Origin of the sequence: Niameybacter massiliensis (assembly GCF_001282685.1) — a bacterium.
Taxonomy (GTDB): Bacteria; Bacillota; Clostridia; order Lachnospirales; family Cellulosilyticaceae; genus Holtiella; species Holtiella tumoricola.
The window spans coordinates 3,087,656-3,112,771 of the sequence record NZ_LN875035.1; the positions used below are offsets into that span (position 1 = coordinate 3,087,656).

Here is a 25,116-nt window from a genome sequence, read left to right on the forward strand (position 1 = left end):
CTCCTTAGATTAATCCAAATAATTCATTTAAAGCTTCACTCATCGTTGGATGTGTAAAGATATGATCTCTTAAAAATGTATAATCTTGATCTAATTCCATAGCTGTACTTACAATATTTATCATCTCACTTGACTCTGCACAAAGTAATGTACATCCTAGTATTTTGTTTGTTTTTGCATCAACTATTGCTTTCATTACACCTTCTATTTCATTAATCACTCTTGCTCTTGGCACTGCTGCAACAGGAAGCTTTGCAACTTTGATATCATATCCTTTTGCTCTTGCTTCACTTTCACTTAATCCTACTCTAGATAGGTTTGGTTCAATAAATACTGAGTAAACTGTAAACTTTCTATCCTCTACTGTACGTTTCCCTTCACCAAATAAATTATCTTTAACGATTCTAAAGTCATCTAGTGAAATGTAAGTAAATTGTGGACCTCCATTTACATCTCCTAATGCCCATATATGTGGTGCACTTGTTTGTAGTCTACTATCCACTACAACTGCACCTCTTTCATTAACCTCTACGCCTGCTGCTTGAAGATTAAGTTCTTCTGTATTAGGTTTTCTACCTGTAGCAATTAATACAGCATCTCCTATAAGTTGCATTTGTTCATTAGATACTTTATTCGTATAGTTTACAACAACTTCATCCTCTTTGTTTTCAAAAGCATCTACCTTTGAATTAAGTACAAAGTTAATACCTTTCTTTTCTAATACCTCTTTCACTACTTCTGAAATATCTTCATCCTCTCTCATAGCAATACGATCTGAAGATTCGATAACTGTTACTTTTGAACCAAAGGTTGCATAAATAGATGCAAACTCTAAGCCTATATAGCCACCACCAACGATTACTAAATGCTTAGGTAATTCTGTATGCTCCATAATCGTTGTACTCGTATAGATTTTATTACTTTCATGAATACCTGGTATATTAGGAACTATTGTTGTAGCTCCTGTATTAATAAATATCTTTTCACCTTTTAGCTCTATCATACCCTCTGTAGTTTTAACCTGAATGATTGAGTCTGATACAAAAGAAGCGGCTCCATTATAGATTTCTATATTAGGATTATCATTTAACATATTGAAATTTTTAGTTCTAAGCATTTCTACTAAACTATGTTTTTCCTCTATCGCTTGTCTATATTCTGCTGCCTTTTCCTCAAAACTATTAAGTCCCTTATAAAGGGCTACTTTTGCTTTGTGAACTAATTTCTTAGTAGGAATACATCCGATATTAATACAAGTTCCACCATACATTTGCTCTGACTTTTCAATAACTGCTACCTTTTTCCCTTGCTTTGCCATAAAACCTGCTAATGTTTTACCGCCTTTACCAAATCCAATAATAACTGCATCGTATTGATTCATTTTGCTTGCCTCCGCTGTCTATTTTTTATCTTATCTAAATTGTATCCCCTGACTACTGTATAAACAATTAGGTACTTTTAAGTAACTACTACATTCATTCTGTGTGTATTTAGAAATTTTCTTGTACTTTTGTGAAATCATTTTTGTATGTAAATAAAAAAGCTGATGATTGAAAGACCATCTTCCAATCACCAGCTCTCATGTTATTAATTTTGTTTACGAACGATAGTATATTCATCACCTATTTTAAAATAAGGACACTGCTTGCTTGGATGATAATTCATTCTAGCAAAGTCATCCTCATCCATAATAGGCGCTACACTACATACATACTCCCTTATTACTTCATCATATTCTAAATGCATACAATTCTCACACATTATACCCCTCCTTTTATTTTTCTGTCTTCTTCTATTATATGCCCTTATATCCTCAAACTAAAGCCTACTCCTATAAAGGTTACATCCTGATTCCTTCAATTATAATATTAATCATTTCTTCTAAAGCCTCTGTATATCCTATTTTTTCTTTTATTAATATATCTTTCTTAATAAATGCTTCAATAGATGAACAAATTATAGTCTTTAATATGATTAAGTTAATAGGCCTAATTTTACCTTCTTCTATAGCTTGATTAAGAAGTTGAATGGTATCTGTCCAGTCTTCATCTATTTTTAAAGTGATTTTATTATAAATCTTTGGATATCTCTGTTCTAACTCATACAGCTTTCTAAAATCTATATTCGTGCAACATTCTGGTAAAACGATAATAATTTTTTTTATTTTTTCTATTATCTCTAAAGATGTATCTTCAAAAATTTCTCTTTCACCTTTTTTCACTTGAGCGAAGAACCTTTCTATTACTTCTAAAAATAGTTCCTCCTTACTCTCAAATTCATGGTACAAAGTTTTTTTACTTATCCCTAAATGTTTAGATAAATCATCCATTGTAAACTTTAAACCTTTTTCATTAAATTCTTCTATGGTAGCCTCTATTATCTTGGTCTTTAAATCCATTACTTATCTCCTCTGTGCCTCCCATATTATCATCTATTGCTTTTTATTTTACTAGATATTCTCTTCATATAAAATAAGAATAAATAATTTGTTCATAAAAAAGGTACACAAAGTGGTCTAATCATTTTGTGTACCCTATATCTTGTATTATATATTAAATTTCTTTAGCACATCGTGGACATCTTGACTAATTTTGTCTGTGTCTTCTGCTAGCTTACTAACACTTTGAATTCTCTCCGTAATAGATGTAGTTGTTTGTGAAATTTCTCCTGCCCCATTAGCATTCTCTTCTGCTGTTGTAGCAATCTCCCCAGCTGCCTTAATCACTGTATGGGTATAGTCTTGAATTGTTTTGATATTTTCATCAATACTTGCAATAACTTCTTTAATTTGATTTGCATCCATTTGATATTCATTGGATATGGCAAATATATCTTCAATAACTACACTCATTTGTTCATCTATAAAATTAACTGCATCATTTGATGTTCCTTTAAGTTCATCAATTGACTTAAATACTTCGTTCAGTACAGACTCTATTTGATTTAAGTTTTGGCTAGATTGGGTAGCTAACTTTCTCACTTCTTCAGCAACTACTGCAAAACCTTTACCTTGTTCCCCTGCTCTTGCTGCCTCAATTGCTGCATTGAGTGCTAATAAATTGGTTTGCTCTGTTATACCTCTAATACTTTCAGTAAGTAGATTAATTTCTTTAATTACTTCTGATTTTTTTATAGCACTAATTAATCGCTCTCTAATATCTTCTGATTCTTTAGTAGCTTTTTGCGCTCTCCCAGTATTATTCTTTTTAAGCTGGGTCACTTTTTCTTCTATTGCTCCAATAACCCAGGTTCCTTGTTCTGATACTTTCTCAATTTCATCAAGCTTTTGCCCTACTATTTCAACAGAACCTGCTACCTCTTGAGTAATAGAACTAGTTTCTTCTAACCCTGCATAAAGCTCTTCAATCACTGACATATTAGATTCTGCATCATCTAATATGATCCCTATACTTTCTTTAACCTCAGACATATTCATTTTTAGCCCTGTTACATGACCTGTAACTTGTCCTACAACCGTTCTAAATGTAGTTCTAATCTTGAGTAAACCATTACTGATTGTCCCCATTTCATCTTTATAGTTAGAAACTTTCAAAATATGTTTAGACTCTCCGTCTGTGGCTAAGTCTAACTCTTGAGTTGTATTCATAAGTTCTTTAATCCATTCAACTGGTTTTAATACTTTATTGGCAGTAAGTATGATCATTAACAATATTGCTAAAATAATAACTGCACTTGACACTGTAGTCATTTTATTTAAATGGTTTATATAAGGTACAGCAATCTCATCATATGCCACACTCACAAATAATACCCAACCTGTATTTCTGATTGGCATATATTTAGCCGTTTTTTCTACATTATTATAGTTATAGGTTATTTCTCCAACTTCTCCACTTTGAATATCCCTATTTTGATATCTCTCAGTAATATCCACAGTTTCTTCTATCGTACTTTTAACACCTGTCTCATCTACTGGATGTGCTAGTCGAATGGCATATTGGTCTAAAATAAAAGGATATGTATTAGCCGAATTATATAAATTAATATCATTTATAACATTCATAATTTCATCTGTAAAAATACAATTGATTGCTACCCCCAACATTTCGCCATTATTTCCTATAATAGGTGCTGTAAAAGCTACAATATGTTTTTGGTTTGATTTTGAAATAAGTAGCTCACTTACAACTGGCTGCTGAGTTTGCTTTGTCTTTTGGAAATAATCACGTTCGCTAAGATCCATTCCTTCAGTATTAACACCACTATCAACTACTACCCTTCCATTAAGATCTAATACATAGTATCCTTCTTTATTTGATTCCCATCTGACTCTTTCTGTAAGGTTCTCTCGTATATTTTTTTTAGTGTCTGTAACATCTACACCTTTTGAATAATCTTCCATCATATGAATAATATTTGTATCATTTGCTATAATTTCTGTCATCTTAAATTCATCATCTACGATTTTTTCAACTACTCTACTATAAAGTAAAGTCTCATCATCTAAAGAGGTCGATATAATATTTTGGATAATTGTATTTCCTGTATTTTTTATAGTAGCTGCTAATGTAATTAATCCTATTACCAAGATAAATACGGTGGGTAATAAAATTTTGTGTCTCAATTTTAAGTTCATAAATCTTGCTGTCGATAATTTTTTCATTAATTCCTCCAGTATGTGTTATAATGTTTAGTCAATTATTAGGCTGTCTGGAAACTTTTATATTATTTTAAGTTTCCTAATTTACTTGTCTATTTTACCATATTTTACATCTACTTCAATAATTATTTTCAACTTGCACCCATATAATTACACCACTATAAAATTCATCTATTCTTTTTCCTCAAAAACTGATATATTATTGCTAATACACTATGAGACAGGAGGGATACTATGTCCGATTCTATCATTACAAAAAAAGCGCTTGCTAATGCCCTTAAAGATCTCATCTCTACTAAATCTTTTGACAAAATATCTATTTCTGATATTACTAAGGCCTGTGGTCTTAATCGCCAGACCTTTTATTATCATTTTCAAGATAAATATGAATTATTAACTTGGATTTATTATACTGAAGGTTTTGCATTTGTAGTAGATGGCATTACTTTTGAAAATTGGGATCAAAAAATCCTTCTTCTTTTGGATATTATGAAGAAGGATCAGCTATTTTATTGCCATACAATAAAAAACGATAGCCAGTATTTCATGGACTATCTTTTAGAAATTACATGTGCTTTATTTAACGAAGCTATTAATGCTTTAGATATTCATCAAAAAATACCTGAAGATCAAAAACAATTCTTCTCTGAATTCTATGCTTATGGTATTTGTGGCGTTATTCTTTCATGGGTTAAAGGAAATATGAAACAACCACCTGAAGAAATTGCCAAAAACTTTAAAAAGCTTGCTAAACATAGTGAACAGCTAGGCTACAACTTCTACCTTAAAGAACATGAAGATTTTAGCTAAGATGAAATGTCTGAATCACCCATGTTTTTAGTTCTTCCTCATTATCTGTATCAATTTGTTCCATTAACTGATTATAATAAGTATTTAATGCTTCTTTTGTTAATGGTTCTTCACTTAAATCTTTTGCTAGTTCAATCACATTACGGCAGGTTCGCTCTTTAGATTTTTGTCTATTCTTAGATAAATGCCGAATAGCAACACTTAAAGCAACCTGCTTTAATCGATTATCTAGGCCCATATTTATCTCCCCTTTCTTAATCTACAATCAGTTTAAGACTCCCCTCATCTAATATATATATACAGTTTTTAAGTTTTGTCTATTTCTTATACATTCCTATGAATTTGTCTAATTACCTTTTCAAATTTCTGCTCTATACTAGCCCTATAAATGAGACATCGTTTCAAAATATCACATTATATATCACAACAATAACATGAATTGAGGTATGGGTATGAACAGAAAACAACAGTTAAATAAATATCTAAAAAAACACACTAAAAAACAACCTAAAAATTATACTGGTGCTCTTTTAGCATTAGGTGCAATCACTACTGCTACAGCTACTGCTGTTGTATTATCAAAGAAAAAAAACTCCTCTAAATCTAAACACGTTTCATTACCACAGTACATTGACCATAATGAACAACAAGTTTATTTTGTAGGTGGTGGCTTAGCTTCACTCGCAGGTGCTGCTTATCTTATTCGTGACTGTCACTTCCAAGGTTCTAATATACATATCTTAGAAGGTATGAAAATACTAGGTGGAAGTAATGATGGTGCCGGTAATGTTACTAATGGCTTCGTATGCCGTGGTGGTCGTATGCTTAACGAAGAAACATATGAAAACTTCTGGGAGCTTTTTGCTTCTATTCCTTCTTTAGATATGCCTAACATGAGTGTTACAGAAGAGATTCTTAACTTTGATCATCTTCATCCAACCCATGCTCAAGCACGTCTTATTGATAAAGATGGGGTTATTCAAGATGTAACAAGTATGGGCTTTAATACTCAAGACCGTGCACTTCTCGGAAAACTTATGATTACACCTGAAGAAAAATTAGATGATATGACTATTGAAGAATGGTTTACTAGTAGCCCACACTTTTTCACTACTAACTTCTGGTATATGTGGCAAACTACTTTCGCTTTCCAAAAATGGTCTAGCTTATTTGAATTCAAACGTTATATGGAACGTATGATTTTCGAATTCTCACGTATCGAAACACTAGAAGGGGTTACACGTACACCTTATAACCAATATGACTCTGTTATTTTACCATTACGTACTTACTTAGAAGGTTACGGTGTTAACTTCCGCACAGATGCAACTGTAACAGATATTGACTTTAAAGATGGCCATGGTATCACTGCATCTGCTATCCATGTTCAAAACGCTGAAGGTGAAGAAGACGTTATTACTTTAAATGCACAAGACCTTTGTATTATGACTAATGGATGTATGACAGATAGTGCTACTCTTGGTGACCTTCATACACCTGCTATTTATGACCCAAGTCATCCAATTTCTGGTGAATTATGGGCAAAAGTAGCAGCTAAAAAAGAAGGCTTAGGCAATCCTGAACCATTCTTTGGCTATCCAGATGAAACAAATTGGGAAAGCTTCACTGTAACTTGTAAAGGCAACAAGCTTCTCAAAAAAATAGAACAATTCTCTGGAAATATTCCTGGTAGTGGCGCACTTATGACATTCAAAGAATCTAACTGGCTTATGAGTATCGTTGTAGCTGCACAACCACACTTCAAAAATCAACCTGCTGACACTACTATTTTCTGGGGCTATGGACTTTTCACTGACAAAGTAGGTAATTATGTAAAAAAACCAATGCGTGACTGTACAGGTGAAGAACTTCTTACCGAACTTATCCATCATTTCCACTGGGAAGATGAATTAGATGAACTTATGGAAGACGTTGTTAATGTTATTCCATGTATGATGCCTTACATCGACTCTCAATTCCAACCTCGTAAAATGTCAGATCGTCCAAAAGTTGTACCTGAAGGCTCTACTAACTTTGCAATGATTAGCCAATTCGTTGAAATTCCTGAAGATATGGTATTTACAGAAGAATACTCTGTACGTGCTGCAAGAATGGCAATCTATAAATTAATGGGCGTAAAAAACAAACAAATTTGTCCTGTTACACCATTTAAAAAAGATAAAAAAGTCCTTCTTAAAGCGTTAAAAACTTCTTATAGATAAATTAGTTTAATAAAAGCGTGTTACCCCTATTCTATAACTTCTTTGGGTAACACGCTTTTTGAGTTTTATCTACTTATATTTCCAAGTCTTTTCATCCTTAAGATAATTATCTTGTGCAATAATTTCTTCATTTTTTGCAACTACATAATCTGTCATACCATGATTAACAGAATTGATATTCAGGATATCTATAGCTTCTTGAGCTGTATAGATAAGAAGTGATTTTGCTTCATTATTAGGATGTGGTAGTGTACTTATAAGACGTAAATTATTTCCACTATATATTTGATCTGCAACAATTTTATCCTTTGTTATTTTAAATGGAAGCTTTGTCTCATATGCTTTTAACCATAAGTTTCCCTCTACAGTCCCATAAGCAATGATATTCTTATCACTTAAATCCATTTGTAATGCTTCCTTATCTATTATAGCTGTTGCCTGCATACCAAGTTTATGGGTTAATAGATTCACTATTGCCATACAATACTCTGTAATTTTCTCTTGTACTAAAGTATTTTCTTGACTAGGCATAATAACAACTGTTTGACCGTCTATTTGTAAGGCTGCATTAATAGGCCCTTCAAATGGCATTGTATAAAAACTTGAATCTAACTCCTGAAGATTTAACTCATTAAGTAATTTAACAATCTCAGGATAAAAGGCATTAAAATCTTTATATTCTTTTCTATTTTGTTCATAACTTGCTATTTTGTCAGATAATAATTCTATATAGAAAAATCCTTGTCTTTTTTCATCTTTTATTGCTTTTTCATAAGCTTCTTGGCCACTTTCATATAAAGTACGTCTTGCTGTAATCGTGCGGATCAGATGCTCATTTAACGCTGTTTCCCAGTTTGAATACGCTAGTCTTTCCATTTTAACTGCAATAGGTGCAAAAAGTGCATCTGACTGAGTAAATTGATTTTGAAATACCTCTGTCAAAGGATTAATAAAAGAATGACTAAATTCATGCCATACAAGGTAATCAAAACTTTGTTTGTCACCAAATACTGGAATATCTTCTACTACATCTACAGGCCCTAGAATACTATAAATATCATCTTTCCCTTCTGCATCAGTTAATCTTGGTCCAAATCCCCCACCTCTATGTAAAGGTGCTAATATAATATTATAGCTATTATTGTGTATATTGTAGTACTCTTCTAACTCCGTAATATAACTTTCTTTTTCAAGTACTTGACTTACTTGTTTAATCATCTTCTTATAAAATGATTCATGCTCTAAATAAAACTTTTGAAAATTTGTATCTGCTGCAAACTGCTTAAGCATACTTGCAAAACTTTTAAGTTGTTCCATACTTCCTGCTCTTAAGACTAGCTTTTCATCTAATTCTTTATTCTCGTCTAGTTCAAATGCATTTGTTAAATATAACATCATCGTTGGTGGTGCATCATAGCTAAATCCCTTCATACTCATCTTACTAAATAAAGTTACAGCTGGATGTGATGCAAATGTTGAAAACTGATCTAAAACGTCTTGCTTATAAGTGAAATCAAGGTCTGTCATTAATCCAAAATTTTGATTATATGTACTAAGTATTTGAACCACTGAAAGTAACTCTATACGTGGGTCAATAGATACATTGCTCCCGTTTACTGTTGCTTGTACCGGCTGTAACAGATCCATCTGCTCTTTTGACTTTGCACTCAAACTCCCACTACTTAAAAATACTGTACATAGCACAATGAAGCACAAGTAAGCTACATTTTTTCTTTCTAACCTATTCATACTACCCCTTCTTCCTTTTTCATTTTATTTCTCCATATAGATATACGTTTTTCACTTTAAGAAGTTGGAACTTATTTTTATACCATTATTTAATTTTAATAATTTATTATCGATATATATAATCTAAAAAACTCTTCTTTCTAAGAATAGGCAAAAAAATAGGAAGCTCTGAAGCTCCCTATTCTCTGCTTAAATGACTTGTTTTAAAATATTCTTTATGACTTCTTCATCCATATATTGACCTATAATTTTTTGTTTTATGATCTCTATAGGTAATGTTTCTAATAGATCAGAATAAACCTGTACTTCGTCAATACATCCGTCTTTAACTTGTAAAACTACTTGTACTAATCCTTTTGATGTACGTTCTTCTACTAAAACATCAAATTTTGGTGTTTCACCATAAATCCATTTCTCATCTTGATAACTTTCAAATTTCTTTGGTTTATAACTGGCCCTATTTATTGCTTTAACACTATCTAATTCTCCATAGACATTTTCAAAAGCATTTATAAGATATTCTTTTAAATTTTCTAATGTTATGTGTGGATTAAGCTCTTTTAAGTTAATCACTCTGCTTCTAACAGACTGAATCCCTTTAGACTCCATCTTCAGTTTAGAAGGTGTTAATACTTTCTGTAAGTACTTGAAGTCTACATCAAACATCAATGTTCCATGATGAAAATAATATTCATCGTCTTCATAAAATGCATGACCTGAAAACTTTCTTCCATCTGCTAGTAAATCATTACGCCCTGAATAGCTAATCTCTACTTCAAAAAAGCTAATAGCTTGTTTTAATACCTCTAACTGTTTTTCTAAATTACTATTTTTCTTTTTCGTTATGAATGTAAAATTAAGATTCCCAATATCATGGAATACTGCTCCACCACCAGAGATACGTCTAGCAAGGTATATATTTTCTCCTCTTAAATAATCTAAGTTACACTCTAACCAAGGATTTTGATTTCTTCCAATAACAACTGTCTTTTCATTTTGCCAGAGATATAAAATGATATTTTCATCATCCACTGAATAGAGTAATTCTTCTTCTAGTGCTAGGTTATAGTAAGGATTAAATTCTTCGGAAATAATGACTTTATTCATGGAAATGTAATGCTCCTATTCCCAGTCCAAGTGTACATTCATGAATCACTTCACCTGTTGTTGGATGGGCAAAAATAGTTTCTATAATTTGCTCTTCCTCTAACCCATTTTGAATAATCAATGTTAGGCTACTGATTAAAGTAGATGCATCCACACCTATTATAGAAGCACCTATTACTTTATTGGTTTGTACATCCTTAATCATCTTAATAAAGCCTTTTTCTTCTCCCATTGTTAATGCTTTTCCATTAGCAGCAAATGGGAACTTACTTACTTTAATATCTATTCCTTTTTCTTTTGCTTGTGCCTCACTTAATCCTACACTTGCTATTTCTGGTGAGGTAAAAATCACATTAGGAACGTTCTGACTAGAAAATGCTTTCTTCTCTCCAAGTATCTGATCAACGACGATCATCCCTTGATGTGAAGCCGCATGAGCCAATTGAATTCTATTATTTACATCACCAATGGCATAGATATGTTCTATGTTTGTTTGAAGGTATTCATCCGTTTTAATACCTCTACCATTTTCTAGAAGTTTTACACCTGCTTTTTCTAAGTCTAAACCTTCTATATTAGGCTCTCTACCTATTGCAACAAGTACTTTCTCGGATACAATATATTTTTCTGCACCATCCTTTTCAAATACAACGATTGCTTCTTTTCCTTCTGTCATTTCAACTTTTTTAACTTTTGAGTGGGTATATACATCAATGCCTTTTTCCTTAGCACTTCTAGTTATTTCTTCAGATATTTCTTCCTCTACCATTGTTAAAACTCTTGGCATATATTCAACAACTTTTACTTTCACACCAAACTGTGCATAGATAAATGCAAATTCCATACCTATAACACCACCACCAATAATCGTCATTGATTTTGGCAGCTCTTTTAGCTCTAATGCGGTTGTACTATTCAAGATACATGGTAAATCCATTCCTGGAATATTTATCTTTGAAATTTTTGAACCTGTAGCAATAATAATATCTTTAGATTGAATAGTAATTTCATCTCTTCCAGATTGGACAAAAACTGTTTTTTGATCTATAAACTTACCTGTTCCTCTTATATGCTTAATATTGTTTGCTTGAAGTAAATAATCGATTCCACCTACTAGCGTTTCTTTAATTTGATCTTTACGCTTAATTACTTTCTCCATATTAACCCTTGCATTCTCACAGCTAAGGCCAAAATCTTCTGCATGTGTTAAGTGATGATATACTTCTGCTGATTTCACAAGTGATTTGGTTGGAATACATCCCACATTGAGGCAGGTTCCCCCTAGATTCTCTTTTTCAATCAGTATAACTTTTAAACCTTTTTTAGCAGCATAAATTGCTGCTACATAACCACCTGGTCCACCACCAATAATAGTTACATCAGCTTCAATATTTTCTTTCTTTCCTTTCATCATACTGCCTAGATAATCAAAGCTTGTTTTTGGAGCTGCTTTTTCTACAGTTTCTTTTTCTATAGCATCTCCTTCTAGTTTTATAAGTAGATCCCCAATGCTTACTTCTTGCCCCTCTTGAACACATATATCTATTACTTTGCCACTTGATAAACTCTTTACTGGTGTATTACCTTTCTTACTTTCTATCTGCATTAATATTTGGCCTTCTTCTACAACTTTTCCTTTTTCTATACTAAGTTTACCTACTATTCCACTTTTGCTGTGACCGTTAAGCTTTTCAAGTTTTATGTCCATTGTAATCCTCCTATATTAAAAGGCTAATGCTCTATTGAATACTCAATAAATACCTTAGCCTTCATTCACTATCTATTTAAAATCTTTTTCAAATTCATCTAATGAATCTTTTAATAAAGTTACGCTATATGCCATGCTTGGGCCACCACCGAAAGCTACAGCAACCATTGCTGCTTCCATAATCTCAGCTCTTGTTGCGCCTGCTTCTAAAGCTTTATATACATGGAATACAATACAATATTCGCAGCGGTTATATGCTGCAATTGCAACACTGATTAACTCTTTTGTTTTTGTTTCTAAACTTCCTGGTGCATAAGTTGTACCTAATAAGTTCATGAAAGCACCTACATGCTCACTATTGGTTTGACCTAATTCTTCAAGGCCCCCCATAAAATCATTTAACATTTGTCTTGGATCTTTTTTCATTACTTATACCCTCCTCATTTAAAAACATTACTGTATTAATATTTAACATATTAATACTTAGCATGTTAAGTATTTGGTAATTAAAATGCTAACATATATTTTATGTAAAATCAATATGCTAGCATAATTTTTTACTATTATTTAATATTATTAATCATTTTTTCCATTACTTGAATAAAAACTTCCAGTTCTTCTTTACCTACTGCATTTGTAATATCAGTTGAAAACTGCTCTCCTATAGGAATCAACTTTTCTCTTAGTTCATTACCTTTTTGTGTTAAAACTAAGGTACTTATACGCCTATCATTGGCATCCTTTTCTCGTATAACAAGTTCATTCTTTTCCATTCTATCTATAAGTCTTGCTACAGATGGCTCAGTTGTACTAATCTTATCTGCCAACTCTCTTTGAGTTAATCCTTTTATTTCCCCTATATAATAAATCGCAATCCATTGAACTCTTGTAATATTATATACTTCTAACCTTTTTTCAAAGGCTTGTGCTAATGCCTTCGCACCTCTGCTTGTTATAATACCAATACAATCATCTAAATTAAACATGCCTGTCTCCCTACTATTTCCTACATTTAAATCACTTTTAATTATTATATCTTATTTATAATCACTTTGAAATAGTAAGCTATTTAATACTTATTTTATAAGCTCTTATCTGTATTAGATAGGCATCTCTTAATGAAACTCTAGATTGTAAATCTAGAAGCTACCTCTGACAGTTGTTCTGCTACACTTTTATTTGTCATACTCTGTTCTTTTATTTCATTGATATTTTTATTAATATTATTAGTTTGAGATGCAATATTTACTACCCCTTGTGTATTTTCTGAAATAGCAATAGCAATGCCATCTATTGTCTCTGTAATAATTTGTGAGTACTGAGTTAATTCATGAGATCTTTGTTCTAACTCTTGTAATGCATTGTATACTTCATTTGCATCTGTCATATAGCTTTTTGCATTTTCCAAGGTATTTTCTACATTCTCGTCAATTTGTTTTTCCATAAAAGCTAAGGACTCTTGTGCGCTGTCTCTCATCTCATTTGTCGCTTCCATAACTAATGCAATTACTTCTTGTATCTTAGTTACTGCATTTCCTGACTCACTAGCAAGAGCACCTATTTCATGTGCTACTACCCCAAATCCTCTCCCTACATCTCCTGCTCTTGCGGCTTCTATAGATGCATTGAGTGCTAAAAGATTGGTTTGCTTTGTAATCGATTCAATACTCTCTACTAATAAATAGATTTGAGAGATAACCTCTGCCTTTTTGAGAGCTAATTCCATATTATTTTTGACATCATTATAGCTAGCTTTAACAATTTCACTATCTTGAATTGTTTTATCTTTAATTGTTTCACTATTTCTTGCAATATTTAAAGCCAATTGACTACTTTTACCTATATGATCTGTAATCACTCTAATATTTCCATTAATACTTTCTACAGTCGAACTTACTTCTTCTGTACTTGCATTGATTTCTTCCATACTTGCAGACAATTCTTCAACTACTACTACTGTCTGCTCTGATTCCTCTAAGGAATAACTTGCTAAGTTATCTACTGTTTGTGCACTTATCATAGTTTGTTCTGCATACTGTATAAGCTCACTTACTACTTTTTTCAATGCTTCTGTAGTGGTAGCTGTAGCTTCTGCCATTGTACCTACTTCATCTTTAAGTCTTCTTAATTTATGTAAATCCTCGGAATCACTTAGATCTAGCCCTGCTAACTTTCTAACAATACCTTCTATCTTACCTAGCGGCTTAGAAATACTTTGGACATATAAATAAGCTGCTATCATCCCTATTAATAGAGATACAACTAAGATCACAAGCCCACCTTTTTGCATATCTTTAATAGGCTGCATGAGTTCACCCTGGTCTATACTAATCCCTAGTAACCAATCCGCTTGGCTTACTTCTATGTATCTCATCACTCTTTCTGTACCTTGACTCATACTTTGATAAGACAATTCACCTATTACTTCTTCTGAATTACTTGCTAACTTTAACGCAATTCCTCTAATGTTTTCATCTTCATGCAATTTACCAACATATTCTGCATTAGGATGAGCAATTAATACACCCTTTTGGTCTAGCAGCATAGGATAAGTATTTTCTGTTCCTAAAATTTTTGCACTTTTTAACTCTTCTGCTATTTTGTTAGTTACAATAATCGTACTAATCATCCCTACTGTATTGCCTTCTTCATCTATGATAGGCACACATATTGGTACTACCTGCTCACCTGTATCTCTAGATGCCATGCTAAACCCTACATAAGGCATTCCCTTATTAATTGTAGCCGAAAAGTATTCTCTTTCTGACACATTGTCACCGATGACACTCTCTTGGGCAGACATTACAATTTCTCCATCTAGATTGACAATCATAATATTCTCAACCTCTGGATTACTTTCGACTTCACTCATTAATTCTTCATTAATATTCATTTGTTGGTTATTAAAATCACCAAATTGATTCTGTGGTTGATTGCCAACCTGTTCAGGTTCTATTATCTGTACAGGTCCCATTGTTCTTTCTACTCCTGTTACACCCTCTACAATTCTTCTATCAGCTGCAAATAGATTACTTATAGCAAAATGCTTTTGAATCTTTAAATCGATTACTGATTGATACATTTTTAGATTTTCTTGTATACTTGCCTCTGTTAGCTTTTCAATATTCTTTTTTGCCATACTATTACTCACACCAACAGTTGCCGAGATACATAGAATAAGTAACACTACAATCATGATACTAAGCTTTTGTTTGATTTTCATTGCTGTCTCCTTATGTTGTCTTAGACTTTTTATGATTTGATTCATTCACTGGATTTCAGTTTATACTATTCACAAAACTTAGTTTCATATCATTAATCCCCATTTTTTGTTTCATAAATAACTTCTTGTATTTAAGCTTATTATAAGTCGCTTCTCTGAGACTTCCCCATTTAAATATGTATTTTTTATATTTTGATAATAAATTTCTATGAATAATATAGATTCATTATATACTTATCAACTTCTGTTAATCAATTATATTTTTACCTATGATTAACTTTTATCTAATTAAATATTTAACTATTTACTATAAATAAAAGCTAGGAATTATCTTGCTCATTCCTAGCTTTATAAGCTTTACTGCATTTCATCTTTGATTACATCTATAATTGTTTCTTTTATAACTTTTCTTGATAAGAAATAAGATAAGCTAAAGATAATACTTGATAATATTATTGAACCTATTATGAAAAATCCATAAGGCAGTATACTCCAAATATTCATCCAACTAAATCGTGCTGTCGTAAGCATCAATATTCCAACTCCAATCAATATTGGAATGCTATATATGATAGGCTTAATACTATAAAAAGCACTTTCTAAAAGAAGTATTTTTTTAATCCCTGCTGGTGAAATCCCAACACTTTTAAGCATAGCAAATTCTTTTCTACGTATATTCATTTGATTGCTTAATGTGCTATAAATATTAACTATACCAATTAAAGTAATAAAACCTACACCTATTCCTGCAATCATCATAATAAGCTGTGTACTTTTTTGTTGTCCTTCTCTTGAAGTAATTATATCCCACATTCTAAAGTTAGCTTTATCTTTATGTCTATCATAGATTTCTTCTATTTGTGCTTTAACTACTGGTATATCCTCTTCAGCTACCTCTAGGTAACTAATATCTCTGTTATAGCGCTCTTGGTTCCTCTTTGTAAAGTTAGTCACAAGTCTTTGTGACATAGACTCGGGTATAATCAAGATTACGCGATAATAGTCATAATATCTTCCATGGTCAATGATTTGGTCCGTTACATAGCCAACCTCTACATCAAAAGTATAAGGCACTGTTGCTTTATCTATTGAATCTAAATCTTCTGTTACTGTGAGTACTTTGCCTTTTTCCCAATCAAAGAGTGGGATTGTTTCTTGCTCTTCTCTTATTGCCCTATTATTATAAGTTGCAAGATTATAAAGGATTGCCTTGACCTCTTCTCCTTCATAAAACTCTGCTGCATCAGCACCTATTCTTTCACAGTACTCATTAAAAGATGCATCATCTATGGCTAAAAACTCTGTAGTAAAGTCATATTTACCATCTACCCACTCTGCTTCTTGCTCTAAATAGGTTTTCTCCCTTGCTTGAAGTTCGGGTGATAAGTCTTCTAGTGACACCTGAGTCTGTCCATAAAGTGTTCCTTTATTTCTTTGGACCTTCTCCACTTCATTAATAGCTCTTACTTCCCTATCTAACCGTTCAAATTCATCTTGTCCCACATCACTTAGATAAAGTTTCATTTCATAATTTATAGGTCTTGGCTCATAGCTCACTGATAAATTCCATACATTAAGATAAATGATTCCTCCCATTAAAATCACAAAGCTTATAGTGAGGAAAATATAGGCTGTCCTAAATCCTTTTCGATGTGCCCTATTAGATTTAAGTGCTAAAGTACCTTCATAACCTAGTACTTTACCTATCCATTTTGAAAAGACTGTATCTTTTAATTTTTCTACTTTATAATCCCCTTGTTTAATGGCTACAATAGGTGATAACTTAGCAACCTTTCTTGCTGGGAAATAAGCTGATATTAATATAATAGCTAAAGTCATTACAACAATCATAACAACAGTGCCTATAGATATGTACACATCTACATGAGCATTCATTTCTAATGTTTTATAAGTTGCATTTAAATAGTTGAACACTAAACTTGCAATACCATATCCACCTAATAACCCAATAGGTATACTTATACTTCCAAGTAATATGCCTTCAAATAATACTGAATGCCTAATTTGCTTCGGTGTAGCACCAATACTTTTAAGAAGTCCTAAATATTTTACACGGGCATTGGCTGATACTGCAAAAGTATGATAAATAATGGTTACAAAGAAACTCATAATAAATAAAATAGCAACACCATAAACCATCATCATACTCCTAAACTGATCTGTAACACCCTCTTCAAATACCCCGTAACTTTCTAATAAATCATAATAGTATCTTACAGGATATCTCCCCTCGACATCTGCAGTAAGCCCTATATTTTGTGCAATCTGAGGTGTCAGTTTGTAAGTATCTTTTACATTCTTAAACTGCATATTTACAATATATGTTCTATCTTCACGTATTTCATCTGAATAGCCTATACTTATATAACTTGGTATCTCACTATACTCATAATAAGCATCCAATATTCCCACAATCGTGTAGGTTTTACCTGCTTCTACTACTTCAAATAATTCATCGTCTATTAGCCCATCCCTTACATCAATAGACTCACCTTGTGCCACACGTTGTCCTTCATCTACAGTCATCTCACTGCCTATTTTATACTGGGGATTATCCTTAAAGAAGTCTTCTGATATAGCAATTTCACCTTCTTTTTCAGGTAGCCTGCCTAAAATGGCCATATCTTCCCATCCCATATCATTTCTATAATTTTTGTCTAAATCAATATGAGCAAAATAAGGTCTACCTTCTGTCTCATTGGGCCTAAGTGCATAAAAATTTGTTTTAATAAAGGTCTTTTCTACTTCTGGATTCTCCTTAACATAGGCTACCTGCTTGGCTGAAATATCTACAGCAAATGCTCCATGCCATTCTCCTGCACTTTCTATCCATAAGGCAATACTACTCTCCTTATAGGAATGGGCACAAAATATAAGTGCTGAAATAAATACAGTGGCTATCAAAATAGCAAAACAGCTAAAGAAAGCATGACGCTTATTACGTTTTAGATGGGTTAGTGTAAACCTACTCATAATATGCATTACTTATTCACCTCATCAGAAACAATTTTGCCATCTTCAATCTTAATCACACGGCTTGCTTCTAAGGCAATTTGCTCATCATGGGTAATAATGATAATAGTTTGTTTATACTTTTTATTGGACATCTTAAGAAGTTCTATAATCTCTTTTGAATTCTTACGATCAAGGTTACCTGTTGGTTCATCGGCTAATACTATAGCCGGATTATAAATCATGGCACGTCCTATTGCCACACGCTGTTGTTGCCCTCCTGAAAGCTCACTTGGTAAATGGTTTAACCTATCTTTCAAACCTAAAATAGAAATAATCTCTTCAAAGTAGCTTTCATCTATCACTTTTCCATCTAATAAAGTGGGTAATAAAATATTTTCCCTCACATTTAATGTTGGTACTAGATTAAAGAATTGATAAATAAGCCCTACTTTACGTCTTCTAAATATTGCCATCTTATTCTCATTGAGTTTGGATAAGTCTACACCATCTACAATAACCCTACCACATGTTGCCTCATCTACTCCACCAATCATATGTAACAATGTAGATTTCCCTGACCCACTTGCCCCTATAATCGCTACAAATTCACCCTTTTCAATAGAAAGATTAACATGATCTAGTGCTTTTACTTGCATATCATTCTTACCATAAGTTTTACATAGGTCTTCTATTTTTAAAATTTCCATTTTAATTGCTCCTTTGTTCTTTGTTATAGTACCATTTTAATTTTTCTAAATGACATTAAAGTGACAAAGGTTAATAAAATTTAATTTGAAACTGTGTACCCTCTTCTACATTCTCAACTTTAATTGCTCCATTTTGCTTTTCAATAATTGTTTTTGCCATTGCAAGACCTATCCCAATACTTTCTTTAGAAGCATTCTTACCCTTATAAAACCTAGTAAATATATGTGGCAAGTCCTCTATAGAAATGCCTCCTCCTTGATCTTGTATGATAATCTCTGTATAAATAGGATTCTGACTCCATTCTATTTTTATCATGGCCCCTTGTGGGCTATGCTGTACACAATTATATAGAATGTTATGAATGGCTTCATATGTCCAATTTCTATCCCCCACAAAGTAGGCTTCTTCCCCATCTTGTTGTATCTGAATTTCTTTTTTCTTTATAGGACCTTCTAGCATTTCTACGACTTCTTCTATAAAACTTGGAATAGCTATCTGTTGTCTTTTTAATTTAACTGTGCCTGCATCGAATTGAGCCAACTTTAGAAGAACTTGTACAAGCCCACTTAATCTTTCTATTTGCATATTAAGTTGATCAATAAAATATCTATTTTGTTCATCTACTTTACTATCTAACAATAAATCTGTCATAATCCCCATAGACGTCAAAGGTGTTTTAAACTGGTGACTAATGTCTGCAATATTTCTAGCTAAGTTTAGTTTTTCTTTTTCTTGCTCTTCTTTACTTTCTCTTAAAGCAAGGGTCGTTTTATAAATTTGGTCTTCAAATATAGAAAGCTTACCTTCACTTACACCTTCAATATTTAATTTGTAATTTCCTTTTGCAATTTCTATCAAATAGTTCTGTAAATGTCCAAATCTTTGCTTGAGTATTCTATAAATACCATATGTAGTAATAAGTATGATGCTAAAAATAATCCCCATTACTAGGCTATTCACTTTCATTAAGCTTTCTAGCCCTCTTTGATTATGCATCAGTTGTAGAGTATCTCCGCCATAGCCATACAGTGTTAAAATAGCCTGCCCCTGTAAAATATCCCCTTCTTCTAGTTGTTTTAAACTTTGTACTATGGCTACTTCACTTTCTGGAATCTCCTCTACTACCTTACCAACTATAGCTGCGATCTGCTCATAATACATCTGACCTATTTTTTCATAACTTATATAGCTTGCAATCCTTCCAAAGGTCATCATGATACAAAAGCCTATTACTACTATAAAAATAACTTTCCAATAATTCCTCACCTTATACCTCCAATCGGTACCCTACACCTCTAATGGTTTGTATTAACTTTTCAGTAGGCTCTTCTATTTTCTCACGCAACCTCTTGACCATTACCGTTAAGGTATTATCATTTACAAAGGTACCATCTATTCCCCATAAATAGTCTAAAATACGCTCTCTAGAAACCGTACACTCTTTATTCTCCATCAATAATAGAAGTAACTTATATTCACTTTTTGAAAGGATTACTTCCTCTTCTTGTTTATAGACTCTTCCTTGATTTTTATCTAATCTAATATTTTTACATTCCAAAATATGAGTCTCTTCCTTTTGAGTTCTTCTTAAGACTGCCTGTATTCTAGATAATAGAATTCTCATCCTAAAAGGTTTGGTAATATAGTCATCTGCTCCCATATCTAATCCTCTTATCATATCTTCTTCTTCATCTCTAACAGTCAAAAAAATGATAGGTACTTCACTTTTAGCTCTCACATACTCACAAAAACTATACCCTATGCCATCAGGTAAGTTTAAATCTAATATGATTAAAGCTATTTCTTCATTAAAATATCCTTTTGCCTCTTTTATATTGCTTACTCTACATATATGATAACCTTCTTTTTCTAACGCAAAAGCTATACCCATAGCAATGGTTTCATCATCTTCTACCAATAATATTTGTGTTGTCACTTACTATCTCCTTTGCCTTAAACATTTAATTGCATATTTTTATACTTATCATAGTTTTATTAAAGCTAAAAAACAATATAAAACACATAAAAAATCCTAGGAAATAATCAGCATCACTGCCCTTATTCCTAGGATTTCTTCTTATATTATATACCTGTAGTTTATGCTACGTTTACTTCTTCAGCACTTGCTACTTCTTGTTTTTTAGTAAATTTATTTATGATTGCAAGTGTCGCTAATAATAATACAATTGAACTACCAAGTGTAATCCATACATTTGCTGTGAAACCAGCAATAATGTAACCTACAAAACAACATCCTGCTACTACTAAAGTATATGGAATCTGTGATGATACGTGATCAATATGATTACATCCAGCTCCTGTAGATGAGAGAATTGTTGTATCTGAAATTGGTGAACAGTGGTCTCCGAATACTGCACCAGCAAGTGTTGCTGCAAGTGTTGCTGTAATAAGTTCTGGCGCTACTGCTGCACAGATCATTGTTACGATAGGAATAAGAATACCAAATGTTCCCCATGATGTACCCATTGCAAATGCAAGTCCGCCTGCTACAAGGAATACAATCGCTGGAATAAGTGCTGGTGGCATATGAGATGCTGCTACTAATCCCCCTACGTATTCACCTGTATTTAAAAGGTCTCTACATACACCACTAATTGTCCAAGCAAGTGTTAAGATAATGAATGCACCTACCATTGATTTAACACCAATGCCGATACCATCCATGAACTCTTTGAATGTAATAACTTTACGTGGTACAAAGAGAAGGAATGCTACAATAAGTGCTCCAAAACCAGCTAAAGCTAAAGCTGGACCTGCATCTGTATTACCAAAGCCTTCTGCTAAAGTCATACCACCTTCGAAGTATCCTCCTACATAAAGCATAGAAAGAACTGCAAAGATAATAAGAGAAAGGATAGGAATGATTAAGTCAAATACTTTTCCTTTTGAAGAAATTTTTACTCTAGCAAGTTCATCATCTTCGCCCTCTGCTGAAATGCCTTTGTTTTCTTTACCTTCTCTTGCTGCTTTTTCAAATTTAGCCATTGGACCAAACTCAATATTTGTTACACAAAGTACAACAACCATGATTAATGTTAAAATAGCGTATAAGTTAAATGGAATAGTTGCCATAAATGTTTCCATACCATTAAGTGGTACACCGTTTACATCTAATCCACTCATTTGTGAAATAACTGATGCTGCCCAAGATGAAATTGGTGCGATAATACAAATTGGTGCTGCTGTAGCATCAATAATGTACGCAAGTTTCGCACGTGAAATTTGATGTTTATCTGCTACTGGTCTCATTACTGTACCAATTGTTAAACAGTTAAAGTAGTCATCAATAAAGATTAATCCACCTAATAAAGATGTTCCAAGTTGTGCACCTTTTTTAGATTTAATTTTGTTACTTGCCCAATCACCATATGCTCTTGAACCACCTGCCATTGTAATAACAGCTACAAGTGCGCCTAAAAATCCTAAGAATAAAATGATTGATGCATTGGCCCCTAATTTATCTGCCATTAATGTAAATGTTACATCTACTGCTTTAACAATGCCCCCGCCTGTGTTAAATGCATAAATAAGTGTTCCTGATAAAATACCTACAATTAATGAGGAAATAACCTCTTTTGTCATTAGTGCTAGTGCGATCGCTATAATTGGTGGTAAAATCGATAACCATCCGATATCAATTGCTTCCATATTATTTCTCCCTCCGTTTTTCTTAATTAAAATGAATTTAAGTAACAAAAAAAGTCTTGAGCAGATCACTCAAGACTTGGATTCCGATTTAGCAAGTACCTAACTACTAGGCCTTTACTCTCATTCAACAATAGACTCTCGTGATAGCTCCCCACAAATAAATTTGTGACAGTGTTATACATGTTCTATATAACCCCAACGTTATAGCATTAAAGCATTAACTATACGCTTCGGCGATTAGTCCTTTCTGTTTGCTTCACTGTGCTTAACTCCACAAACATACTCTTAAAAACCGCAACCTCTATCTACTTCTTATTTAATTGTTATCTTATGCCTACACTATATAACATAAAATTAATCTTGTAAAGCATAAATTTTAATAAAATGAGGTAAGCTAATATATTTCTCACTCCATGACCTCACCAAAAGCTTACATAAAACGACTCTTTTCATCTCGTTTCATTTGTATTTTATTCCTATATATTTTTTCATCTGCTTGCTCAAAAACATCTTGATAGGGCTTATGTATAAGCTTATTATAAACTGCTACACCATATGCTACAAAAACCTTAATTTCAGCTGGTAAGGCATCATTATCCTTACCATTAATTTCTTGAAATTGCTCAAATAATTCCTCATAACATTTAAGCTCATCTTTTTCTAATATAACTACAAACTCATCTCCATCCATTCTATATAACGTACTTTTTTAATATTAGATTAATCAATATAAGAAAAGCACTTCATACTGAAGTGCTTTTCTTATAACTTACTTATATAACTGTCTATTTAGTAGAAAAATATTTTCTATTTCTTTTCCTTGTGTATCATAATATTTTACTTCTGCCCCAGCTATATACCCTACACTATCTCTATCTAGTACACTACCTTGAATTTTTAATAATTCCTCTTCATTCATTGGCAATTCTACTTCTTTTGTTTCCTGATCCCGCGTGCAAACTATTTTGACTTTCATCTGAGTATACTCCTTTTTGTCATTAGTATGCACCTCTTTTGCGTAATCATGATATTTATTGCAAATTAAATATTATAAGAGTGATTCGTATAAAGCTTTAATCTCTTCTACATTTGTTTCTCTTGGGTTACCTGGTCTACATGCATCATCATAAGCTGACTGAGCAAGGAAATCTACATCTTCTGGTTTAACAATTGCTTTAAGGTCTGCTGGAATACCTACATCTGCTGAAAGTTTTTTCACTGCATCAATTGCAGCTTGTCTGTATGCTTCCACTGACATTTCATCTACACCACAAACGCCCATTGCTCTAGCAATTTCTCTATATTTTTCACCAGTATATTCTGCATTGTAAGCCATAACGGTTGGAAGAATAATCGCATTTGCTACACCATGTGGTGTATCATAAACAGCACCTAGTGGATGTGCCATAGAGTGAACAATACCTAACCCTACATTGGAGAAGCCCATTCCTGCAATATATTGTCCAAGCGCCATACCTTCACGGCCTTCTGCTGTATTCGCAACTGCGCCACGTAAAGATTTTGCAATAATTTCAATAGCTTTAAGATGGAACATATCTGTCATCTCCCAAGCTGCTTGAGTAATATATCCTTCAATTGCATGTGTTAATGCATCCATACCTGTTGCTGCTGTAAGCCCTTCCGGCATACTTGCCATCATATCAGGATCCACTACTGCAATAACAGGAATATCGTGTGTATCTACACATACAAATTTTCTATTTTTCTCTACATCTGTAATAACATAATTAATCGTTACTTCAGCTGCTGTGCCTGCTGTAGTAGGTACTGCAATAATAGGCACACTTGGTTTTTGAGTAGGTGCTACACCTTCAAGACTTCTTACATCTTCAAACTCTGGGTTATTAATAATAATCCCGATTGCTTTAGCTGTGTCCATAGCAGAACCTCCACCAATTGCAATAATATAATCTGCACCTGATGCTTTGTAAGCTGCTACGCCTGTTTGTACATTTTCGATTGTTGGGTTTGCTTTAATATTAGAGTAAATTTCATATACAAGATTTGCACCCTCTAATACTTTAATCACTTTGTCAGTTACTCCAAATTTAATTAAATCAGGATCTGAACAAACAAACGCTTTTTTAAAGCCTCTTTTTTGTACTTCTCCTGCAATCTCACAGATTGATCCTTTACCATGGTAAGATGTTTCATTTAATACTATTCTATTAGCCATAACTTCCCCCTGTTTATATCCTATTGATCTTATGATTAAATCTATTATTAGCATAACGAATAATATGTCCAAAAAACAAGTTACACATCTTCTAGTTTGTCAAAAAAGTGACAATCATTATTATGT

The 25,116-nt window shown here is 32.7% G+C and carries 21 protein-coding genes and 1 riboswitch; of the genes, 2 read left to right on the forward strand and 19 right to left on the reverse strand.

The features are described 5' to 3' along the window. Positions 1-4: 4 nt before the first annotated feature. From BN2390_RS19880 to BN2390_RS19890, 4 genes are all read right to left on the reverse strand, one after another. The gene (locus BN2390_RS19880) at positions 5-1,381 is read right to left on the reverse strand and encodes an FAD-dependent oxidoreductase (RefSeq protein ID WP_053986038.1); all 1,377 of its coding nucleotides are present in this window, start codon (positions 1,379-1,381) and stop codon (positions 5-7) included. A 206-nt stretch (positions 1,382-1,587) separates the two neighbouring features. Then, positions 1,588-1,761, reverse strand: coding sequence for a DUF6472 family protein (locus tag BN2390_RS21980; protein ID WP_198524956.1), 174 nt, complete (start codon positions 1,759-1,761; stop codon positions 1,588-1,590). A gap of 79 nt (positions 1,762-1,840) precedes the next feature. Beyond that, complete coding sequence (locus tag BN2390_RS19885; RefSeq protein ID WP_053986039.1) at positions 1,841-2,398, reverse strand: TetR/AcrR family transcriptional regulator; 558 nt, start codon at positions 2,396-2,398, stop codon at positions 1,841-1,843. A 147-nt stretch (positions 2,399-2,545) separates the two neighbouring features. Beyond that, positions 2,546-4,624, reverse strand: a complete 2,079-nt coding sequence (locus tag BN2390_RS19890) for a methyl-accepting chemotaxis protein (protein ID WP_053986040.1) — start codon at positions 4,622-4,624, stop codon at positions 2,546-2,548. Between the two features lie 231 nt (positions 4,625-4,855). Here BN2390_RS19890 and dhaS point away from each other — a divergent pair, with 231 nt between their 5' ends. Beyond that, the gene (dhaS, locus tag BN2390_RS19895) at positions 4,856-5,431 is read left to right on the forward strand and encodes a dihydroxyacetone kinase transcriptional activator DhaS (protein WP_053986041.1); all 576 of its coding nucleotides are present in this window, start codon (positions 4,856-4,858) and stop codon (positions 5,429-5,431) included. On the opposite strand, the gene BN2390_RS19900 is transcribed toward dhaS, so the two are convergent. Continuing rightward, entirely contained in the window at positions 5,424-5,669 is a 246-nt protein-coding gene (locus BN2390_RS19900) for a hypothetical protein (protein WP_053986042.1), read from the reverse strand. The two genes, dhaS and BN2390_RS19900, sit on opposite strands and share 8 nt — an antisense overlap. 214 nt (positions 5,670-5,883) lie before the next feature. On the opposite strand from BN2390_RS19900, the gene BN2390_RS19905 reads away from it, so the two are divergent. Beyond that, positions 5,884-7,653: an oleate hydratase gene (locus tag BN2390_RS19905; RefSeq protein WP_082238883.1), complete on the forward strand. Its 1,770-nt coding sequence runs from the start codon at positions 5,884-5,886 to the stop codon at positions 7,651-7,653. Positions 7,654-7,722: 69 nt separating this feature from the next. On the opposite strand, the gene BN2390_RS19910 is transcribed toward BN2390_RS19905, so the two are convergent. From BN2390_RS19910 to fucO, 14 genes are all read right to left on the reverse strand, one after another. Beyond that, a complete protein-coding gene (locus BN2390_RS19910) occupies positions 7,723-9,402 on the reverse strand; it encodes a DUF4932 domain-containing protein (RefSeq protein WP_053986043.1) in 1,680 nt (559 codons plus the stop codon). 189 nt (positions 9,403-9,591) lie between these two features. Continuing rightward, complete coding sequence (locus BN2390_RS19915) at positions 9,592-10,509, reverse strand: lipoate--protein ligase (RefSeq protein ID WP_053986044.1); 918 nt, start codon at positions 10,507-10,509, stop codon at positions 9,592-9,594. After that, positions 10,502-12,217 carry a dihydrolipoyl dehydrogenase gene (gene lpdA, locus BN2390_RS19920; protein WP_053986045.1) on the reverse strand — a complete coding sequence of 572 codons (1,716 nt, stop codon included), beginning with the start codon at positions 12,215-12,217 and terminating at the stop codon, positions 10,502-10,504. The genes BN2390_RS19915 and lpdA overlap by 8 nt, the downstream gene beginning before the upstream one ends. Before the next feature lie 72 nt (positions 12,218-12,289). Continuing rightward, positions 12,290-12,643, reverse strand: coding sequence for a carboxymuconolactone decarboxylase family protein (locus tag BN2390_RS19925; RefSeq protein ID WP_053986046.1), 354 nt, complete (start codon positions 12,641-12,643; stop codon positions 12,290-12,292). Between the two features lie 137 nt (positions 12,644-12,780). Continuing rightward, positions 12,781-13,203, reverse strand: a complete 423-nt coding sequence (locus BN2390_RS19930; protein WP_053986047.1) for a MarR family winged helix-turn-helix transcriptional regulator — start codon at positions 13,201-13,203, stop codon at positions 12,781-12,783. 140 nt (positions 13,204-13,343) lie between these two features. Then, positions 13,344-15,440 carry a methyl-accepting chemotaxis protein gene (locus BN2390_RS19935; protein WP_053986048.1) on the reverse strand — a complete coding sequence of 699 codons (2,097 nt, stop codon included), beginning with the start codon at positions 15,438-15,440 and terminating at the stop codon, positions 13,344-13,346. Positions 15,441-15,797: 357 nt separating this feature from the next. Next, on the reverse strand, positions 15,798-18,443 hold the full coding sequence (locus tag BN2390_RS19940; protein WP_053986049.1) for an FtsX-like permease family protein: 2,646 nt from the start codon (positions 18,441-18,443) through the stop codon (positions 15,798-15,800). Continuing rightward, entirely contained in the window at positions 18,443-19,123 is a 681-nt protein-coding gene (locus BN2390_RS19945) for an ABC transporter ATP-binding protein (protein WP_053986050.1), read from the reverse strand. Before BN2390_RS19945 ends, BN2390_RS19940 begins: the two co-directional genes overlap by 1 nt. Before the next feature lie 70 nt (positions 19,124-19,193). Beyond that, the gene (locus BN2390_RS19950) at positions 19,194-20,390 is read right to left on the reverse strand and encodes a sensor histidine kinase (RefSeq protein ID WP_082238885.1); all 1,197 of its coding nucleotides are present in this window, start codon (positions 20,388-20,390) and stop codon (positions 19,194-19,196) included. Position 20,391: 1 nt separating this feature from the next. Continuing rightward, positions 20,392-21,060: a response regulator transcription factor gene (locus tag BN2390_RS19955; protein WP_278308277.1), complete on the reverse strand. Its 669-nt coding sequence runs from the start codon at positions 21,058-21,060 to the stop codon at positions 20,392-20,394. 161 nt (positions 21,061-21,221) lie between these two features. Beyond that, complete coding sequence (locus tag BN2390_RS19960; RefSeq protein ID WP_053986051.1) at positions 21,222-22,793, reverse strand: Na+/H+ antiporter NhaC family protein; 1,572 nt, start codon at positions 22,791-22,793, stop codon at positions 21,222-21,224. 136 nt (positions 22,794-22,929) lie between these two features. Beyond that, positions 22,930-23,105: riboswitch (Lysine riboswitch) on the reverse strand. Positions 23,106-23,223: 118 nt separating this feature from the next. After that, positions 23,224-23,484 carry a diguanylate cyclase domain-containing protein gene (locus tag BN2390_RS19965; RefSeq protein WP_053986052.1) on the reverse strand — a complete coding sequence of 87 codons (261 nt, stop codon included), beginning with the start codon at positions 23,482-23,484 and terminating at the stop codon, positions 23,224-23,226. A gap of 78 nt (positions 23,485-23,562) precedes the next feature. After that, on the reverse strand, positions 23,563-23,769 hold the full coding sequence (locus BN2390_RS19970) for a hypothetical protein (RefSeq protein ID WP_053986053.1): 207 nt from the start codon (positions 23,767-23,769) through the stop codon (positions 23,563-23,565). Positions 23,770-23,841: 72 nt separating this feature from the next. Then, positions 23,842-24,990, reverse strand: a complete 1,149-nt coding sequence (gene fucO, locus BN2390_RS19975) for a lactaldehyde reductase (protein WP_053986054.1) — start codon at positions 24,988-24,990, stop codon at positions 23,842-23,844. Positions 24,991-25,116: the final 126 nt, after the last annotated feature.

Bases quoted from the DNA above. Each gene is read 5' to 3' on its own strand.
- BN2390_RS19910 (WP_053986043.1), bottom strand. From the start codon at position 9,402: ATGAATAGGTTAGAAAGAAAAAATGTAGCTTACTTGTGCTTCATTGTG.
- dhaS (WP_053986041.1), top strand. From the start codon at position 4,856: ATGTCCGATTCTATCATTACAAAAAAAGCGCTTGCTAATGCCCTTAAA.
- BN2390_RS19945 (WP_053986050.1), bottom strand. From the start codon at position 19,123: ATGGAAATTTTAAAAATAGAAGACCTATGTAAAACTTATGGTAAGAAT.
- BN2390_RS19880 (WP_053986038.1), bottom strand. From the start codon at position 1,381: ATGAATCAATACGATGCAGTTATTATTGGATTTGGTAAAGGCGGTAAA.
- BN2390_RS19905 (WP_082238883.1), top strand. From the start codon at position 5,884: ATGAACAGAAAACAACAGTTAAATAAATATCTAAAAAAACACACTAAA.
- BN2390_RS19900 (WP_053986042.1), bottom strand. From the start codon at position 5,669: ATGGGCCTAGATAATCGATTAAAGCAGGTTGCTTTAAGTGTTGCTATT.
- BN2390_RS19930 (WP_053986047.1), bottom strand. From the start codon at position 13,203: ATGTTTAATTTAGATGATTGTATTGGTATTATAACAAGCAGAGGTGCG.
- BN2390_RS19970 (WP_053986053.1), bottom strand. From the start codon at position 23,769: ATGAAAGTCAAAATAGTTTGCACGCGGGATCAGGAAACAAAAGAAGTA.
- BN2390_RS19965 (WP_053986052.1), bottom strand. From the start codon at position 23,484: ATGGATGGAGATGAGTTTGTAGTTATATTAGAAAAAGATGAGCTTAAA.
- BN2390_RS19940 (WP_053986049.1), bottom strand. From the start codon at position 18,443: ATGCATATTATGAGTAGGTTTACACTAACCCATCTAAAACGTAATAAG.
- BN2390_RS19935 (WP_053986048.1), bottom strand. From the start codon at position 15,440: ATGAAAATCAAACAAAAGCTTAGTATCATGATTGTAGTGTTACTTATT.
- BN2390_RS19885 (WP_053986039.1), bottom strand. From the start codon at position 2,398: ATGGATTTAAAGACCAAGATAATAGAGGCTACCATAGAAGAATTTAAT.
- BN2390_RS19960 (WP_053986051.1), bottom strand. From the start codon at position 22,793: ATGGAAGCAATTGATATCGGATGGTTATCGATTTTACCACCAATTATA.
- BN2390_RS19890 (WP_053986040.1), bottom strand. From the start codon at position 4,624: ATGAAAAAATTATCGACAGCAAGATTTATGAACTTAAAATTGAGACAC.
- BN2390_RS21980 (WP_198524956.1), bottom strand. From the start codon at position 1,761: ATGTGTGAGAATTGTATGCATTTAGAATATGATGAAGTAATAAGGGAG.
- BN2390_RS19925 (WP_053986046.1), bottom strand. From the start codon at position 12,643: ATGAAAAAAGATCCAAGACAAATGTTAAATGATTTTATGGGGGGCCTT.
- BN2390_RS19915 (WP_053986044.1), bottom strand. From the start codon at position 10,509: ATGAATAAAGTCATTATTTCCGAAGAATTTAATCCTTACTATAACCTA.
- fucO (WP_053986054.1), bottom strand. From the start codon at position 24,990: ATGGCTAATAGAATAGTATTAAATGAAACATCTTACCATGGTAAAGGA.
- lpdA (WP_053986045.1), bottom strand. From the start codon at position 12,217: ATGGACATAAAACTTGAAAAGCTTAACGGTCACAGCAAAAGTGGAATA.